Genomic DNA, 16,025 nt, shown 5'->3' on the forward strand with positions numbered 1-16,025 from the left:
TCGCTGCGCCGGAACCTTGGGCCCCTGCTCCATCGCCGGCCACACCCCGCGCCTTCGACGCGCCCCTGACTTGGCGGGTTGCGGCCCTCTCCGCGTCGCGGAACACGTCCCCCGGCATTCACCTCGCGGCAATCCCCGACGCACCGTCGCGCAACGCCGCCCGCCTGACACCGGCCAGGGCTTGACCCGCGCGGTATCCTAGGCGGATGTCTTCCCCCGCCCACGAACTGCTCAGCCGCGTCTTCGGTTACGACGACTTCCGCGGCCCACAGCAAGCCATTGTCGAACACGTCGCGGCAGGCAACGATGCCCTGGTGCTGATGCCCACCGGCGGCGGCAAGTCGCTGTGCTACCAGGTGCCGGCGCTGTTGCGCGACGGTATCGGCATTGTGGTCTCGCCGCTGATCGCACTGATGCAGGACCAGGTCGAGGCCTTGCGCCAGCTCGGCGTGCGCGCCGAATTCCTCAATTCCACGCTGGACGCGGAAAACGCCCAGCGGGTCGAACGTGCGTTGCTGTCCGGCGACCTTGACCTGCTCTACGTCGCGCCGGAGCGTCTGCTGACCCAGCGCTTCCTGTCCTTGCTGGAACGCAGCCGCATCGCGCTGTTCGCCATCGACGAGGCGCATTGCGTTTCGCAATGGGGCCACGATTTCCGCCCCGAGTACCGCCAGCTCACCGTCTTGCACGAACGCTGGCCGCATATCCCGCGCATGGCCTTGACCGCCACCGCCGACCCGCCGACCCAGCGCGAGATCGCCGAGCGCCTGGACCTGGTCGACGCGCGCCACTTCGTCAGTTCCTTCGACCGCCCCAACATCCGCTACACCGTGGTGCAGAAGGACAACGCGCGCAAGCAGCTGCAGGAGTTCCTGGGCCGTCACCGCGGCTCGGCCGGCATCGTCTATGCGATGTCGCGGCGCAAGGTCGAAGAGACCGCGCAGTATCTGTGCTCGCAAGGCTTCAACGCCCTGCCCTACCACGCCGGCCTGCCGGCCGAGGTGCGTGCGGAAAACCAGCGCCGCTTCCTGCGCGAGGACGGCATCATCATGGCCGCCACGATCGCCTTCGGCATGGGCATCGACAAGCCGGACGTGCGCTTCGTGGCGCATGTGGATCTGCCCAAGTCGCTTGAAGGCTATTACCAGGAAACCGGCCGCGCCGGCCGCGATGGCGACCCGGCCGAGGCCTGGCTCTGCTACGGCCTGGGCGATGTGGTGCTGCTCAAGCAGATGATCGAACAGGGCGAAGCAGCCGAGGAGCGCAAGCGGCTGGAGCGCGCCAAGCTCGATCACCTGCTCGGCTACTGCGAATCGATGCAATGCCGCCGCCAGGTGTTGCTGGCCGGCTTCGGCGAGACCTATCCCAAGCCCTGCGGCAACTGCGACAACTGCCTGACGCCCGCCGCCGCGTGGGACGCCACCGTGGCCTCGCAGAAGGCGCTCAGCTGCGTGTACCGCAGCGGGCAACGCTTCGGTGTCGGCCACCTGATCGACATCCTGCGCGGCAGCGAGAACGAGCGCATCAAGCAGCTCGGCCACGACCAGCTGAGCACCTACGGCATCGGCCGCGACCTGGACGAGCGCACCTGGCGCGGGGTGTTCCGCCAGCTGGTGGCGGCCAGCCTGCTGGAGGTCGACAGCGAGGGCCATGGCGGCCTGCGCCTGACCGACGCCAGCCGCCAGGTGCTCAAGGGCGAGCGCCAGGTGATGATGCGCCGCGAGAACCCGGCTGCCGGGCGCGAGCGTAGCGCGCAACGCACCGGCCTGCCGGTGCAGCCGCAGGACCTGGTGCTGTTCAACGCCCTGCGCGGCCTGCGCGCGGAGCTGGCCAAGGAGCAGAACGTGCCAGCCTTCGTGATCTTCCACGACAGCACGCTGCGCAATATCGCCGAACAGCGGCCCACCAGCATCGACGCACTCTCGCGTGTCGGCGGTATCGGCGGCGGCAAACTCGCCCGCTATGGGGCGCAGCTGATCGAGATCGTGCGCGAGCAGGGCTGATGCAGCAGCGTGTGCCATCGCGGTGACGGGCCGGCATAAGAATCCGCGCAATCGACAGCGCGCATTCAATCAGCCGTTGCTAGTTTCACAAGGCGATCTGGCACGCGCTGTCAGTCCCTCCTGGTAGAGTCCATCCGATGAAACGCAGCCTGCTTCTCCTGGCCACTCTGTTTGCCGCCGGCAGCGCGCTCGCCCAGGCCGGCGAGCGCAGCGCCGAGCCGGGGTCGGCGCAGTCGCTGGACCTGAGCGTTCCGCAAGCCCCGGTGCAGTACCGCTCCGACCCCGCGTACAGCACCGACCCGCCGGGCACCTTCTATGGCGACAAGAGCGGCCCCAAGCCTGCGCTGACCCGCCCCAGCGCGGCCTCGCTCGCGGCCGAACGCGCCGAACAATGCCAGGGCAAGCTGCATGGCGCGGTCGAAACCGGCATGGGCTACTCCAACCGCGGCGGCAACAGCAACTGGCAGGCGGTCAACCTGAACTCCTGCAAGACCTATTACGACGATGACGGCAAAGCGCATCAGATCGGCGTCAGCATCAGTGTCGGGCGCGGCGAAGGCCCGCTGTTCGGGCCGCGCTACGGCCCCGGCGGCTATGGTCCTGGCCCGTTCGGCTGGTAACCGTACGGCTCCGTCTGCGTTGACAGAGGGTTCACTGCCGCATCGCTGAGAATGTGGCCTGCCTTACGAGACGTGCTCATGTCACAGAACAAGGAACGGCCAGTTGTATTCGTCGTCGAAGACGGCGATGGCACCCGACAACTCAGCTGCCTTGTGCTGGAAAGCTATGGTTTTACCTGCCGCAGCGCCGGCTCGGTCGAAGAGGCCCTGGCCCTGATCGAAAGCGACCCGCGCGTCGATGTGCTGTTTTCCGATATCCATTTCCCGGGCGGCCTGACCGGCGTGGATCTGGCGCTCAAGACCGCGCACGCCCCCTACAACCTGCCCGTGCTGCTCACCTCCGGGCTGGCGGTGGAGTATGTGGAAGAGATCCTGCCGGATGGCGTGGCCTTCCTCGAGAAACCCTATACCCCCGAGCAATTGCTGAGCGCGATCCGCAGCGTGATGGCCAAGCACCGGATACTTCCCACTCCGGTCGCCTGACGTAGAGGGTCGCGACTGGACGGCGACCCACAATCCCGGTATGAAGTGGCGGCCGACGCGATGCGTCGGCAACGGGGATTGATCACGACACGGTTGTGCCAGGGACGCGGCGCCATGCCCGCCTGGCCCGACCATGCCTTACGCCAGGGGACAACATGAAACACCTAGTGACCGCAGCCATGGCCATGGCTGCGTTGAGCGGTTGCGCGACGGTCATGAACGACGCGACCCAGCCCATCCGTGTGGATACCAAGACCGCCGATGGGCACCTCATCGCTGGCGCCGACTGCGCCCTCAGCAACGACAAGGGACGGTTCACCCTGAAGTCCGGACAGACCGTGCAGGTACGCCGGTCCTCGCGCGACCTGGAGGTCAGCTGCGTGCTGCCCGGTCAGCGCAATGCCGCCGGTCGCTCCATCTCGCGCGCCAACATCGGGATCTGGGGCAACATCCTGATCGGCGGCGCGATCGGCGCCATCGTCGATCACAGCAAGGGCACCGGCTACACCTACCCGAGCTGGATCCAGCTGGTATTCGGACAGACGCTGAGCTTCGACCGCCACCGCGAGGACCGCGGCCAGCCGTTACAGGGCGACAACGCACACGTCGCGGCAACCGCCTCCGGCACCGAAAGTGCACCCGGCGAAGCCGTCACGCTGCCGCTGGCAGGCGAGGTCGCCCCGCCTGTGCAGGCAGGCACAGCAGCACCGGCCAGCAAGGTCGCAGCCACGGTTGCGCCTGCGGGCCCGGCGATGTCCACCGAATCGGCCAGCACACGCGCCCAGGGCATCAGCAGCGGCCTGAATTGCGGCACGGTGCAGGCACACAGCGCCACGCGTTTCACCGCCGCCTGCAGTGGCGGCAGTACGGTGCAGATCGACTGCGCCGGCTTCCGCTGCAGCGCGACCTTCCCCTGACCTGACACGGCTGCGCTCGGGGACGAGCGCAGCCCGACAGCTTGACGATCGTCGGGGTTGACCCGACACGCTGTCGGCGCAGTCCCGATTTACGTGCCGCACGCCCCATTTAAACTGCAGCCACCGGACGCGAGGCCTGTTGGGCCGTTCAACTCGCGAGGCGCTGAGCACGCCCCCCGCCGGAACATCGCCGGCATCGCGTGACGCGCCTGGGTCGTGGTTGGTTGGTCGTCCACCAGCGTGGATGCGCGCGCCTTTCAGACGAAGCAGTCAGTCGTGCGCACGCACAGCGGCTCGCTCGAGTGCGCCGTCGAACCATCTGATAGGCATGCGACCACTGCGCCTGCGCTCCAGCGGACGTTACGAGATTCCCGAACCTGCAGCTGGATCCGTGCCGATATCCGCCTTGGCTGAGCTTGCGCGACGCCGTCGGATGCATTGGTTTGCCAGCCTCTCCCTAGCAGGTGGCTGGTCGCTGCTGTTCCTGCGCTTCCGGCTGCAGACCTGTCAGCTTGCCGCCGGCAGGCGAACACGTGCTCGGTCGCGCCTGTATTGCAGCCGCTGCGTCGGCAGGCAGATGCACGCGAGCGCGCTTGCAGCCGTCGCGCGCGCTTGCGGGGCCAGGCGACGCGGCGCGGTTGCGCGCGGCCGCTGCAGCGTATTTCACGCCATCAAGCAGGCCGCTCGCTAGGCTGACGTCAGTGCAGCACTCGGCTGCGAAGATTTTCAGGAAATTTCCATGGGCGACAATTCGTTTCTGTCACCGGCCTTCATCATTCTGGTCGTCGGCGTGATTGCCGTTGTGTTCTGGCTGGTGACGCGCGCCAAGAAAAAACGCAACAAGAAGTAAGCCACGAACCAGGCGACCCCGGCATCGGGATGCGCAACGCAGCTTGCGCTCACCGCGCAATCGCAGTGCATTGCCGAGCGCGCAAGACTCGGCCGACGCGCGTCGCTATTGCCCGGCACGGTCGCTACGTTTTACGTGCGGGCCTGACAGCGCATCAATGCCGCAATGGCCTGAACAACGGCGCCGGGCAGTGACACCGCCATGGTGCGGTTACGCAATGCTTGCTGCATACATGTCGGCAGCAGCGGCATGCCGCCGCATGGCAGCCACGCGCATCCAACACGTGCTGCCCGTCAGAAACGCTCGCCTGTCGGCAGATAGCGCCATTGGCCGATGGCCAGCTTGCCCAGCGACACGCGGCCCACGCGCAGGCGCCGGATGCTGACCACCTCCAGCCCGACCTCACCGCACATGTAACGCAGCTGGCCGGGTTGCACGTGCTTGATCGCAAAGCGCAGACGCTCCTCGTTCTGCCAGCTCACCTTGCACGGCGACAGGCTGCGCTGCTGATACACCAAGCCATGCGCAAGCCGCGCCATGCCATATGGGCGCAGCTCCCCGCGCACCTCCACCAGGAATTCCTGTTCGATGGAGGTGGCGTCGGCGCTGAGCCTGCGCAGGACGCGGCCGTCCTGGCTCAGTACCAGCAAACCGCTCGCCGCGTCCTCCAACGGCAGCGGCGCCTGCAGACGCAGGAAGTGCCGCTTGAGCACACGCATCTCGAGCTGGTCCAGGGCGCTGCGCGTTTCCGCAGTAGCCAGTGCCAGTGCCGCCTCGGCGCTCATGCCTGCCGGTTTGTGCAGCAGCAGCGTGGCAGGCTCGGCAGGTTCGAGCACGGCGTTTTCCGCCAGCGTCACCTGCGCCGCGGTCGCCAGGGCTTGCGGCTCTTCGACCACGACCCCGTCCACACTGACCCAGCCGCCCTCGATGTACTGCTGCGCCTCTCCACGCGAGCAGCCAAACCGCGCGGCCACGCATTTATCGAGACGGATCGGATCGGACATCGGGCGGGCTCGGCTTCAGGGGACGGCAGTGTACGTGCTGGGTCGACGGATGCGTGAGGCCGGCTTCTGCGCTGCCCGACAAAGTGGGAAACTGGGCGCTCACACAGGAGATTGCAGATGTTCATCAAGTTTGGCAGCACCCGGGTCCGCCTCAACCACATCTCCGTCATCAGCGATCCCTTCAACGCAGGCGAAAACTTCGGATCGTATTGCCACTCGGTCCGGGTCGGCCTGCTCTCCGGCGAGGAAATCTTTGCACGCTTCAATACCGAAAGCGGCGCCGAGCAGCTTCATGCCGATGTACTCGCTGCGCTGGAAGGTTGAGCGCAAGACCCATAGTGCCGCCATGCGCGTGACGCCTCACGCGCGATGCGCGCTGCCGCACCAGCAGCCGGCCATGCCGGCTTGCAAGGTGCACGTGGCAAGGCCCGTGTCGCATTGCATCAGAGTAGATCGCATCGCCGGAACACGCCGCTGCACCAGCACCGGCGCTTACCAAAGACAAGCGGATTGCAGGTATCGCGACACATAGCGGATGCGATCCTGTCAAAGCATCCGCTGCGCTCCAGGGGGGCGCCACCTGTCGGCGAAACGTCGGAAAATCGTTCTGCGGTTGGCATGCTTCGATCCAGCGATAGACGCCACAAACACGCAGTGCATGTGCGGATGTCAGGACGCTGCGGACGGCTGTCGGGAAATTTCTTCCGCACGATGAATTCAATCTAAGTCATTTCAGATACGTACCTTTAGCTCGTCGCAATCCGGCCGTTAGCTGGGCAAGACGCTCTGGTGGATGACCCATTCATCGAGCCCCTCAGCTGCACTACCTGGATGCGGTAATGAATACATATCTGCAACGCCTCAATGTCGGCCGTCGCCTGGGCATGGCCTTTGGCATCTTGATCCTATTGTCGGGCCTGCTTGTTGCGACCGGCCTGGTCACCATGTCCAACGCCCGTTTCGAGCTGGATACCATCGTCAACAGCAACATGGAGAAGATCCAGCTGTCCTCGGAAATGCTCGACGCCAATACCAATGTGGCGATCGGCCTGCGCGACATCGTGATGGTGTCCGGCGATGCCGCCAACCGCCGCAGCATGGAGATGATCGAAAAAAACCGTGCACGCTACAAGGAGGCGCATGACGCACTGACGGCCTTGCCGAGCAGCGCCCCTGAAAAGAACGCGCTCCAGCTGCTGCAGGAAAAGCGCGACGTGTCGGTGAAGTTCAACAACCAGATTCTCCAGTACGGCATTCACGACCAGAACCAGCAAGCGCAGGATTTGCTGCAGGGCGACGCCGCCGTGGCGATGGACGCACAGCAGGCGGCCATCCGCGCCAATGCCGAGCTGGAGCGCCGGCTCAGCAAGGAAGCTTATCAAACCGCCGTTGCCTCGATGCATCGTGGCAAGGTCATCCTGGCCAGTGGCGGCATCACCGCGCTGGCCATCAGTGCACTGCTGGCCTGGTTGATCACCCGCAGCCTGACCCAGCCGCTCAGCCAGGCCACACGCACTGCAGAGGCCATTGCAGCCGGCAACCTGCACAACGATGTGCACACCAGCGCCAACGACGAAACCGGCCGCCTGCTCAAGGCCATGGACAAGATGCAGCTGCAGCTGCGTAACCTGATCACCGCGCAAACCGACATGGCCAGGCATCACGACAACGGCCAGATCAGCTTCCGTATCGATGCGGCGGCCTTCCCGGGCGACTACGGGCGCATGGCCAACGACACCAACCTGCTGGTTGCCTCGCATGTGGCAGTGCAGACCGATCTGGCACGCATCATGGGGCGGTATGCCGTTGGCGAACTCTCCGAAGACATGCAGCCGCTGCCCGGCGAAAAGGCCGTTTTCAGCGACACCATGTCGCAGGTCAAGCTCAACCTGTCGGCGATGAATCACCAGATCAAGCATCTCGCCCAGGCCGCGGCCAATGGCGACTTCAGCGCGCGCGGCGATGCCGAGCATTTCCAGTTCGACTTCCGCATCATGGTCGAAAGCCTCAACCACCTGATGTCCACGGCCGACGGCAACCTGCAGTCGCTGTCGTCGTTGCTGCAGTCCATCGCCGCAGGTGACCTCACCGCACGCATGAGTGGTGAATTCCGCGGTGTCTTCGCACAGATGCGCGATGACGCCAACGCCACGGCCAACCAGCTGGCGCAGATCGTCGGCAACATCCAGCAATCGGCCGTGTCGATCAACTCCGCGGCCAGCGAAATCGCCGCCGGCAACCAGGACCTGTCGCAACGGACCGAACAGCAGGCGGCCAATCTCGAAGAAACCGCAGCATCGATGGAAGAACTCACCTCCACCGTCAGGCAGAATGCCGAAAGCGCACGCCAGGCCAATCAGCTGGCGATCGGCGCCGCACGCGTTGCCTCGCAAGGGGGCGAAGTGGTCGGCAAGGTCGTGGACACCATGAGCGGTATCGAGGCCTCGTCCAGGAAGATCGCCGACATCATCAGCGTCATCGACGGCATCGCCTTCCAGACCAATATCCTGGCCTTGAACGCGGCAGTGGAAGCCGCACGTGCCGGCGAACAGGGGCGCGGCTTTGCCGTGGTGGCCTCGGAGGTACGCACGCTCGCGCAGCGTTCCTCCGGCGCCGCCAAGGAGATCAAGGACCTCATCGACGACTCGGTGCAACGCGTGGCCGAGGGCTCGGCATTGGTGCACAGCGCCGGCGAGACCATGGGCGAGGTAGTGGCCAGCGTGCAACGTGTCACCGACATCATGGGCGAGATTTCTGCAGCCTCCCAGGAGCAGTCGGCCGGCATCGAGCAGGTCAACCAGACCATCACGCATATGGACGAAACCACGCAGCAGAACGCCGCACTGGTGGAAGAAGCCACTGCTGCCGCGCGTGCGATGGAAGAGCAGGCGGTGCAGCTCACCGATGCGGTGGCGATCTTCAAGATCGACGCACGGCAGACGCGGCAGCACGCAGCGGCACCGGTCGCACAGCTGCTGAGCAAGGCCCGCCACGCCTGAGCCGGCAGTCGGCACTGCACCATGGCGAGGTCGGTCGCATTGCGCGGCTCGCCTCACGCAACGCGGTAGCACCTTGAGGCGCCCTTCTGCCGCGCGCCGCACCATGCCGGTGCGGCGCGCGGCAGAAGGCACGACAACGCTAGCGCGTATAGAGCCCGGGAAAATAGCGCTCCATCAGCGACTGCGGAGACAGCGGCGGGGTGAAGCCGTAGCGTGCATAAAGGCCGTGCGCATCGCTGGTTGCCAGGCTGAAACGGCGCAGCCCCTGCAGATCGGGGTGCGCCATGACCGCGTCCATCAATTGTTTGCTATAGCCCTTGCCCCGGTGCTCGGGCAACACGAACACATCGCCCAGGTACGCAACGGTTGCGTAGTCGGAAACCACGCGCGCAAAGGCGACCTGCCTGCCCTCCCAGAACCCGCCAAAACACAGCGAATTGGCGATGGAGCGCTGTACCACCGCAAGCGGGATGTCCCTGGCCCAGCTGGTGTGCTGCGCCAGGTAGCGATGGATCAGCGCGATATCGAGCGCGGATGGATCGGTGGAGACATGCAGCGGCGACATGACACTAGCTCCGGGACGGTGAGGCCTCAGGGTAGCGCCTGCGAGGGCAGCAGCAACAATCCACACAGCACCAGCATGAATCCCGCGATCGCCGCATCCAGCACACGCCATGCGCGCGGATCGCGAAAGGCCGGCTGCAGCAGACGCGCGCCATAGCCCAGCCCGGAAAACCACGTGATGCTGGCAAGGCACGCGCCCGACGCGAACGCCCAGCGCAACGGACCCGGGTAACGCGCGGCCAGACTGCCGAGCAGCAGCATCGTGTCCAGATAGACGTGCGGGTTGAGAAAGGTAAAGGCCAGGCACGCCAGCATGGCGCGCTGCCAGCGTTGCGCGCCGGTCTGCGCCGGCGCCAGTGCGCTGGTGCCACGCCAGGCCCTGCGTGCAGCCAGCGCGCCATATGCCGCAAGAAATGCAGCTCCCGCATAGCGAAGCACCTGCAACAACTCCGGCCATTGCGTTACCAGCACGCCAATCCCGGCCACGCCCAGCACGATCAGCGCGATGTCGCCGAACGCGCAGATCGCCACCACCAGACCAACATGCTGGCGCTGCAGTCCCTGCCGCAGCACAAATGCATTCTGCGCACCGATTGCAATGATGAGACCTGCGCTGGCGATGAAGCCAGAGATTGCGGCTTGAAGTAACACGAGCACCTCCCGGATCACAGGCGCCAATGCTGGGCGTTCCGCTGCAATTAGGAAAACTAAATCTTCTGTATCCTGCTTAGAACTTCTAATCCCGCCGAACGTCATGGATCTGCTGCACCCGCAACTGGCTGCATTCGCTGCCGTTCTCGAGGAAGGCAGCTTCGACGCCGCTGCGCGGCGGCTGTCGGTGACGCCGTCGGCAATTTCGCAGCGGGTCAAGGCATTGGAAGACCGGCTCGGCCAGGTACTGGTGATCCGCAAGGCTCCCTGCCGCCCTACTCCGGCCGGCGAGCGCCTGCTGCGCCGCGTGAAGCCGATGCAGGTACTGGAGTCCGAAGCGATTGCCGATTTCCTTCCCGGCGACAGCAGCGCCGGGCATCCGCGCACGCTGGCCATCGCCGTCAATGACGACTCGCTGCAGACCTGGTTCCTGGCGGCCTTGTCGGCGCTGCATCGCGCACATGGTTTTCTGTTCGATGTGCAGATGGACGACCAGGACCACACCCTGGAGTTGTTGCGATCGGGCGCGGTGCTCGGCGCCGTCACTGCCGAGCGCAAGCCGTTGCAGGGCTGCAACGTGCAAGCGCTGGGAGTGATGCGTTATCACGCCATCGCATCGGCCGCATTCGTTGCGACGCACTTCACGCAGGGCTTGAGTGCAGCGGCTCTCGCGCGCGCCCCGATGCTGGTGTTCAACCGAAAGGACACGCTGCAAACCCGCTTCGTCCGCCGCATCACCCGCGTCCAGATGGCGCCGCCGATCCACTACCTGCCAACCTCGACCGGCTTTGTCGAAGCTGCCGCACGCGGACTCGGCTGGTGCCTGGCGCCGGAATCGATGGTCACCCCCGCCGTGCGCGACAGGCAGGTAGTCATCATCGACCCGACACGTTGGCTCGATGTGCCGCTGTACTGGCAGTGCGCGGCAGTGCGCTCGCGCGCCCTGCAGCAACTTGGCCAGGCCTTGCGCAAGGCGGCGGCCGCGAGCCTGCGCTGAGACCGGCCGTGCCGCACGCGAAGCGGGCAGGCAACTCCGAAGCCCGAGGCGCGCAACTGCCGGCAGGATGTCGCACCGAATTGACGTGCAGATACGGTCGCTACCCTGCCCGCGCGCGCTCGGCACAGCCGCGTTGCCCGGCATCGCGCTGCCGCCGCAGCGGCGACCGGGTCGCCGTGCCACGCCGAGCCTGCTAGCCTTTCCGCCTATTCCGTTGTGATTGCCGATCCGTCATGAAAAAAGCCGTTGTTCTGTTGTCCGGGGGCATGGATTCCGCTGCCGTCATCGCGCTTGCGCAGGAGCAGGGGTTTGCCGTGCATGCCCTGAGCGTGCGCTACGGCCAGCGCCATACCTCCGAGCTGGACGCCGCCGCGCGCGTGGCCGCGGCGCAGGGGGTGATCGCGCACAAGGTGGTGGACGTGGACCTGCGCAGCATCGGCGGCTCGGCGCTCACCGACGACATCGACGTGCCCGACGCCGGTGGCGACGGTATTCCGGTCACCTACGTGCCGGCGCGCAACACCATCATGCTGTCGCTGGCGCTGGGCTGGGCCGAGGTGATCGGCGCCAACGACCTGTTCTGCGGCGTCAACGCGGTCGATTATTCCGGTTACCCGGACTGCCGGCCCGAATTCGTGCGCGCCTTCGAAGTGCTGGCCAACCTGGCCACCAAGGCCGGCGTGGAAGGCGCCGGCCTGCGCGTGCATGCACCGCTGCAGTTCCTCAGCAAGGCCGACATCGTGCGTGAAGGCGTGCGCCTGGGCGTGGACTTCGGCCTGACCGTGTCCTGCTACCGCGCCGACGCCGACGGACGCGCCTGCGGCCACTGCGACGCCTGCCGCCTGCGCGCGGCCGGTTTCGCCGACGCCGGGGTCCCGGACCCCACCCACTACGCCATTTCGCCTTGACGCCGGTGTAGGGTAGAATGCGCACCCCGGCGCGCTGCCGGGACAGTGGGCCGTTAGCTCAGTCGGTAGAGCAGAAGACTTTTAATCTTTTGGTCGATGGTTCGAATCCATCACGGCCCACCAATCAGATCAACAACGTGAAGGGCGCCCAGGGCGCTTTTTTTTGTGCCTGCGGACAATCCACCGGCAACTGCGCAGCCATGGAACGTGCTGCACGGCCACGCGGATGGATGGGGTGCAGCGCCTATCGCAGCGCGCGCGGCGGCGCCCAAGCCGGCACCTCCCGCCCGATCACGCTGCGCCGGCCGTCAGGTCCTGGGCCCGGCGCTGGCGGCCGTGTCGTTCCCGCTGATCACCTGGCCCGCGTCTTCTGGACACGCGATTGCACGCGCCGCGTTCGCTGCGCGGCCCCGACGGCGCGCGCCTGCTTGCGCAGCCACGTGAGCACGTCCACCGCCGCGTCCACACGCATGCAGACATGCAGGCGGCCCAGCACGACGCTCTGCGCATCGCTGCCCGGCAAGACCTCATCAAAGCCAGTGGCTTCGCAGGCGATCAGGACAGGCGACGCATCGGGCCGCGCGTCGGAATGCAGCATCGCCAGCACATAGCCCTGCATCGCCTCGACGCTGAGAACCACACCCTCACAGACGCGGAATTGCCTGTTGGCGCTCATCGCTGCATCTCCGAGGGGCCATCGACGCCAACGATCACCGCAACCAGACGACGATAGGCCGACGTAAGCGGGTGAACGGGTGTGCTGGGGCCTTCGCCGCGCGGCGTCAGGTTGAACGAGGCTGCACGGTTCCATTCGAATGCGTTGGCGGCCGGATCGAAATGGAGGACGATCTGGCGCGCAGCAGATGCGGGCATTTCATGGGTGTCGTAAGACATGCTGGATTCCTTTTGTGTTTTGGAATCCGCCACCCAGACGCCAATCGGGGTGGCGGACGGTACGCGGTTGGCGTGCCGGCCAAAAGGAACCGGTGGGCCTTGCGGCCCCCGCGCACCGCCCGCCGTAGAGCTGGCCGGCATGCGCCCACAGTGATGCGGGCGGTAAAAAAGCGCCGTGCATCGATCGATGGGCGCTGGTGCGCCTTTTGGTTCGGGACGCCAATCCCGGTCGCCGAATGGGCGGCGACGCTGGAATACTCGCTCCGCCGCTTGGCGCCTGTCAACGTAAAGACACACCGCCGCGACGACGCGACGGTTGCGACGCAACGCGGCGAAAGCACTGCCCGCCGAGCCAGCAAAACCTGAAACTCCGGCACATCCCGCTGGACGATCGGCTGGGCCGATGCGGTTGCGCCCATATGTCACACGCCCTGGCGGGAGCGAACCGGCGCCGCAGCAAATGCGAATTCACATGCCGCGCCACGTTTCCTATCGTTGTCGGCTCAACGACACGCGAGCGCAACGCCATGAGCAACATCGAAAAAGCCGGCACGTTTCTTCTTGGAGATCGCAGCGTCGCCCGCATCGGCTACGGCGCGATGCAGCTCGCGGGGCCCGGCGTGTTCGGCCCGCCCAAGGATCGCGAAGGCGCGTTGGCGGTGCTGCGCGACGCGATGGCGCACGGCGTCAACCACATCGACACCAGCGATTTCTACGGGCCGCACACCACCAATCAACTGATCCGCGAGGCACTGCATCCCTACCCGCAGGCGCTGACCCTCGTCACCAAGATCGGCGCCGCCCGCGGCGCGGATGGTTCCTGGCTGCCGGCCTTCTCGCCGCAGCAACTGATCGAGGCGGTGCACGACAATCTGCGTAATCTGGGGCTGGAAACACTGGAGGTGGTCAACCTGCGCGTGATGTTCAAGACGCAGGAACCGGCGGAAGGCTCGATTGCCGAACAGCTGGAGACCCTGATCGCGCTGCAGCGCGATGGCCTGGTGCGGCACATCGGCATCAGCAACGTCACCGCGACGCAGGTGGCCGAGGCACGCGCCATGACCGACATCGTCTGCGTGCAGAACATGTACAACGTCGCGCATCGGCACGACGACGCCCTCATCGACGCGCTCGCGCGCGACGGCATCGCCTACGTGCCGTTCTTCCCGCTCGGCGGTTTCTCGCCGTTGCAATCGTCCACGCTCGCCGCTGTTGCCGGGCGCCTGGCCGCAACCCCGATGCAGGTGGCACTGGCCTGGTTGCTGCAGCGCTCGCCCAACATCCTGCTGATTCCGGGGACCTCGTCGGTGGCGCACCTGCGCGCCAATCTGTTCGCGGCGGAACTGAAACTGCCGGCCGATGCCGTCGAAGAATTGAACAGGATCGCCGCGTAAACGCGCACCACTACTGCCTCCCGCCGGGCAGCGCGCCGAGCGCCGGATCGGAGCGACCAACGCAACATCGCCAGTGCTCGCCAGGCGGATGCGGACGGCGCGTCAGCACTCACGGTGGACGCTTGGCAGACGCCGATGCCGGGTATCGGGTACGCCTGCCTGGCGGTACGCGCAGGCGTCGTGTCGCTCGCGCCTAGCGCCCCGGTTCGTCGTTCCACAGCAGCTTGTGCAGCTGCATCTGGAAGCGTACCGGCAGGCGGTCGGCCACGATCCAGTCGGCCAGCTGCCGCGGCGTCACTTCGCTCTTGCTGGGCGAAAACCACACCGTGCAGCGGCGGTCCAGCGCATGGGCCGCGACGATCTCGCGCGCCCATTCGTAATCGGCGCGGCTGCAGATCACGAACTTGATCTGGTCGCGTGCGGTCAGCAGCGGCAGATTTTCCCAGCGATTGCGCAGTTGCTCGCCGGATGCGGGGGTCTTGACGTCGACCACGCGCGAGACGCGCGGATCGACCGCCGACACGTCCAGCGCGCCGGACGTCTCCAGCGAGACATCGAAGCCGGCATCGCACAGTTTCTGCAGCAGCACCAGACAGCGCTTCTGCGCCAGCGGCTCGCCGCCGGTCACACAGACATGGCGCACGCCGTGGCCGGCGACCTCGGCAACGATCGCGTCGATGTCGTGCCATTCACCGCCGTGGAAGGCGTAGGCGGTATCGCAGTAGTGGCAGCGCAGCGGGCAACCGGTCAGACGCACGAACACGGTCGGCCAGCCGGCGGCCTCGGCTTCGCCTTGCAGGGACAGGAAGATTTCGGTGATCTTCAATCGCGGCAACGGCGACTGGACGATCTCGCTGGGGACGGCGGCGGCGTTCATGGGCAAAGTATGCGCCACGCCCGAAGGCGCACGCGCGCGCGGGCTCAGCGCAGTTGCTGGCCGAGACGGATGGACTGCAGACGCTCCTGGGCCACGCGCGCTGCGTCGGAGCCGGGATACTGCGTTGCGACCTGCTGCAAGGTCTGCTGGGCTTCGTCGTTCTTGCCTTCGCCATACTGCGACAGGCCAAGCTTCAACAGGCCGCCAGAGGCCTTGTCATGCGTGGGATAGCGGCTGACCAGATCGCGGAACTGCGCCTCGGCCAGCTGGAAATTTCGGGTGGCGTAATAGCTTTCGCCCAACCAGTACAAGGCATTGGGGGTATAGACGCCGTTTGGGTACAGCTCCAGAAAGCTCAGGAACAACTGCGAGGCATCGTCGTACTTGCCGTTCTTCAATGCATCGAAGGCGACATTGTAGGCAGTGCGTTCGTCGTTGCTGACGGCCATCGTGCCTGGATCGCCATGCACGCTGGGCGGCTTCTCGGAAGTTGCCGCCGCTGCAGGCCGCGCGGCAGGAGCCGGGGCCGGTGTGACGCTGCCGGTGGGCGATGGCAATGGCGGCGTTGCGCCACCTGCCCCTTCCAGCCGGTTCAGGCGTCCGTCCAGATCCAGATACTGGTCCTTGGACTGCTGCTTGAGTTGTTCGTTGTCGTGCTGCAGCTGCTCCACGGTCGCTCGCAAGCCCTGCAGGTCCGAACGCGCCTGCTGCAGCTGATTGAGAAGATCGTTGTTGGCCTGGCTGTTGGCCTGCTGCTGCTCAAGCACGGCAACACGATCAGCGAGACTGGCTCGCTGCGCGTGCGCCGGCGCGGCGACCACAAGGGCCGCCGCGACGAACAGGGATGTCACTCGAAAGCGCATC

At 66.0% G+C, this 16,025-nt stretch carries 16 protein-coding genes and 1 tRNA gene; 10 read left to right on the forward strand and 7 right to left on the reverse strand.

All coding sequences use genetic code 11. From position 1 onward, the window contains the following. Nucleotides 1-206 precede the first annotated feature (206 nt). The 4 genes from recQ to CPBF1521_RS12555 all read left to right on the forward strand — a co-directional run bounded on the left by recQ (nt 207) and on the right by CPBF1521_RS12555 (nt 4,023). The gene (gene recQ / locus CPBF1521_RS12540; protein WP_024939934.1) at nt 207-2,003 is read left to right on the forward strand and encodes a DNA helicase RecQ; all 1,797 of its coding nucleotides are present in this window, start codon (nt 207-209) and stop codon (nt 2,001-2,003) included. A 137-nt stretch (nt 2,004-2,140) separates the two neighbouring features. Continuing rightward, nucleotides 2,141-2,623: a hypothetical protein gene (locus CPBF1521_RS12545; protein WP_104584671.1), complete on the forward strand. Its 483-nt coding sequence runs from the start codon at nt 2,141-2,143 to the stop codon at nt 2,621-2,623. 78 nt (nt 2,624-2,701) lie between these two features. Beyond that, complete coding sequence (locus CPBF1521_RS12550) at nt 2,702-3,106, forward strand: response regulator (RefSeq protein ID WP_104584674.1); 405 nt, start codon at nt 2,702-2,704, stop codon at nt 3,104-3,106. 215 nt (nt 3,107-3,321) lie between these two features. Continuing rightward, nucleotides 3,322-4,023: a hypothetical protein gene (locus tag CPBF1521_RS12555; RefSeq protein WP_235858447.1), complete on the forward strand. Its 702-nt coding sequence runs from the start codon at nt 3,322-3,324 to the stop codon at nt 4,021-4,023. 1,143 nt (nt 4,024-5,166) lie between these two features. On the opposite strand, the gene CPBF1521_RS12565 is transcribed toward CPBF1521_RS12555, so the two are convergent. Next, nucleotides 5,167-5,877 (reverse strand): rRNA pseudouridine synthase, encoded by a 711-nt coding sequence (locus CPBF1521_RS12565; RefSeq protein ID WP_115677211.1) that lies wholly within the window; start codon nt 5,875-5,877, stop codon nt 5,167-5,169. A gap of 117 nt (nt 5,878-5,994) precedes the next feature. On the opposite strand from CPBF1521_RS12565, the gene CPBF1521_RS12570 reads away from it, so the two are divergent. Continuing rightward, entirely contained in the window at nt 5,995-6,201 is a 207-nt protein-coding gene (locus tag CPBF1521_RS12570; protein ID WP_115677212.1) for a hypothetical protein, read from the forward strand. Nucleotides 6,202-6,716: 515 nt separating this feature from the next. After that, entirely contained in the window at nt 6,717-8,876 is a 2,160-nt protein-coding gene (locus CPBF1521_RS12575) for a methyl-accepting chemotaxis protein (protein ID WP_115677213.1), read from the forward strand. Between the two features lie 139 nt (nt 8,877-9,015). Here the strand turns inward: CPBF1521_RS12575 and CPBF1521_RS12580 are convergent, their stop codons facing one another. Both CPBF1521_RS12580 and CPBF1521_RS12585 read right to left on the reverse strand, forming a co-directional pair. Continuing rightward, nucleotides 9,016-9,441, reverse strand: a complete 426-nt coding sequence (locus CPBF1521_RS12580) for a GNAT family N-acetyltransferase (protein ID WP_115677214.1) — start codon at nt 9,439-9,441, stop codon at nt 9,016-9,018. Nucleotides 9,442-9,467: 26 nt separating this feature from the next. Beyond that, nucleotides 9,468-10,118 (reverse strand): LysE/ArgO family amino acid transporter, encoded by a 651-nt coding sequence (locus CPBF1521_RS12585; RefSeq protein WP_370659379.1) that lies wholly within the window; start codon nt 10,116-10,118, stop codon nt 9,468-9,470. Between the two features lie 76 nt (nt 10,119-10,194). On the opposite strand from CPBF1521_RS12585, the gene CPBF1521_RS12590 reads away from it, so the two are divergent. From CPBF1521_RS12590 to CPBF1521_RS12600, 3 genes are all read left to right on the forward strand, one after another. After that, the gene (locus CPBF1521_RS12590; protein ID WP_115677215.1) at nt 10,195-11,088 is read left to right on the forward strand and encodes a LysR family transcriptional regulator ArgP; all 894 of its coding nucleotides are present in this window, start codon (nt 10,195-10,197) and stop codon (nt 11,086-11,088) included. A gap of 233 nt (nt 11,089-11,321) precedes the next feature. After that, a complete protein-coding gene (gene queC / locus CPBF1521_RS12595; RefSeq protein ID WP_016904340.1) occupies nt 11,322-11,996 on the forward strand; it encodes a 7-cyano-7-deazaguanine synthase QueC in 675 nt (224 codons plus the stop codon). A 47-nt stretch (nt 11,997-12,043) separates the two neighbouring features. Beyond that, nucleotides 12,044-12,119, forward strand: a tRNA-Lys gene (locus CPBF1521_RS12600). 229 nt (nt 12,120-12,348) lie between these two features. On the opposite strand, the gene CPBF1521_RS12605 is transcribed toward CPBF1521_RS12600, so the two are convergent. Then, entirely contained in the window at nt 12,349-12,672 is a 324-nt protein-coding gene (locus CPBF1521_RS12605) for a hypothetical protein (RefSeq protein ID WP_164739745.1), read from the reverse strand. Next, a complete protein-coding gene (locus CPBF1521_RS12610) occupies nt 12,669-12,890 on the reverse strand; it encodes a hypothetical protein (protein WP_104584690.1) in 222 nt (73 codons plus the stop codon). The genes CPBF1521_RS12605 and CPBF1521_RS12610 overlap by 4 nt, the downstream gene beginning before the upstream one ends. 527 nt (nt 12,891-13,417) lie before the next feature. Here CPBF1521_RS12610 and CPBF1521_RS12615 point away from each other — a divergent pair. Then, nucleotides 13,418-14,284, forward strand: coding sequence for an aldo/keto reductase family oxidoreductase (locus CPBF1521_RS12615; RefSeq protein ID WP_115677216.1), 867 nt, complete (start codon nt 13,418-13,420; stop codon nt 14,282-14,284). Between the two features lie 193 nt (nt 14,285-14,477). On the opposite strand, the gene queE is transcribed toward CPBF1521_RS12615, so the two are convergent. Beyond that, on the reverse strand, nt 14,478-15,161 hold the full coding sequence (gene queE / locus CPBF1521_RS12620; protein WP_115677217.1) for a 7-carboxy-7-deazaguanine synthase QueE: 684 nt from the start codon (nt 15,159-15,161) through the stop codon (nt 14,478-14,480). 44 nt (nt 15,162-15,205) lie between these two features. Beyond that, nucleotides 15,206-16,024: a tol-pal system protein YbgF gene (gene ybgF, locus CPBF1521_RS12625; protein ID WP_104584696.1), complete on the reverse strand. Its 819-nt coding sequence runs from the start codon at nt 16,022-16,024 to the stop codon at nt 15,206-15,208. Nucleotide 16,025: the final 1 nt, after the last annotated feature.

This window comes from Xanthomonas euroxanthea, from assembly GCF_900476395.1.
Lineage (GTDB): Bacteria > Pseudomonadota > Gammaproteobacteria > Xanthomonadales > Xanthomonadaceae > Xanthomonas > Xanthomonas euroxanthea.

Excerpts from the sequence above, each read along its gene's own strand:
- CPBF1521_RS12565 (WP_115677211.1), bottom strand. The coding sequence starts at position 5,877 with ATGTCCGATCCGATCCGTCTCGATAAATGCGTGGCCGCGCGGTTTGGC.
- CPBF1521_RS12605 (WP_164739745.1), bottom strand. The coding sequence starts at position 12,672 with ATGAGCGCCAACAGGCAATTCCGCGTCTGTGAGGGTGTGGTTCTCAGC.
- queC (WP_016904340.1), top strand. The coding sequence starts at position 11,322 with ATGAAAAAAGCCGTTGTTCTGTTGTCCGGGGGCATGGATTCCGCTGCC.
- CPBF1521_RS12550 (WP_104584674.1), top strand. The coding sequence starts at position 2,702 with ATGTCACAGAACAAGGAACGGCCAGTTGTATTCGTCGTCGAAGACGGC.
- CPBF1521_RS12610 (WP_104584690.1), bottom strand. The coding sequence starts at position 12,890 with ATGTCTTACGACACCCATGAAATGCCCGCATCTGCTGCGCGCCAGATC.
- queE (WP_115677217.1), bottom strand. The coding sequence starts at position 15,161 with ATGAACGCCGCCGCCGTCCCCAGCGAGATCGTCCAGTCGCCGTTGCCG.
- CPBF1521_RS12590 (WP_115677215.1), top strand. The coding sequence starts at position 10,195 with ATGGATCTGCTGCACCCGCAACTGGCTGCATTCGCTGCCGTTCTCGAG.
- CPBF1521_RS12545 (WP_104584671.1), top strand. The coding sequence starts at position 2,141 with ATGAAACGCAGCCTGCTTCTCCTGGCCACTCTGTTTGCCGCCGGCAGC.
- CPBF1521_RS12615 (WP_115677216.1), top strand. The coding sequence starts at position 13,418 with ATGAGCAACATCGAAAAAGCCGGCACGTTTCTTCTTGGAGATCGCAGC.
- CPBF1521_RS12570 (WP_115677212.1), top strand. The coding sequence starts at position 5,995 with ATGTTCATCAAGTTTGGCAGCACCCGGGTCCGCCTCAACCACATCTCC.
- CPBF1521_RS12580 (WP_115677214.1), bottom strand. The coding sequence starts at position 9,441 with ATGTCGCCGCTGCATGTCTCCACCGATCCATCCGCGCTCGATATCGCG.
- ybgF (WP_104584696.1), bottom strand. The coding sequence starts at position 16,024 with ATGCGCTTTCGAGTGACATCCCTGTTCGTCGCGGCGGCCCTTGTGGTC.
- CPBF1521_RS12555 (WP_235858447.1), top strand. The coding sequence starts at position 3,322 with ATGAACGACGCGACCCAGCCCATCCGTGTGGATACCAAGACCGCCGAT.
- recQ (WP_024939934.1), top strand. The coding sequence starts at position 207 with ATGTCTTCCCCCGCCCACGAACTGCTCAGCCGCGTCTTCGGTTACGAC.
- CPBF1521_RS12575 (WP_115677213.1), top strand. The coding sequence starts at position 6,717 with ATGAATACATATCTGCAACGCCTCAATGTCGGCCGTCGCCTGGGCATG.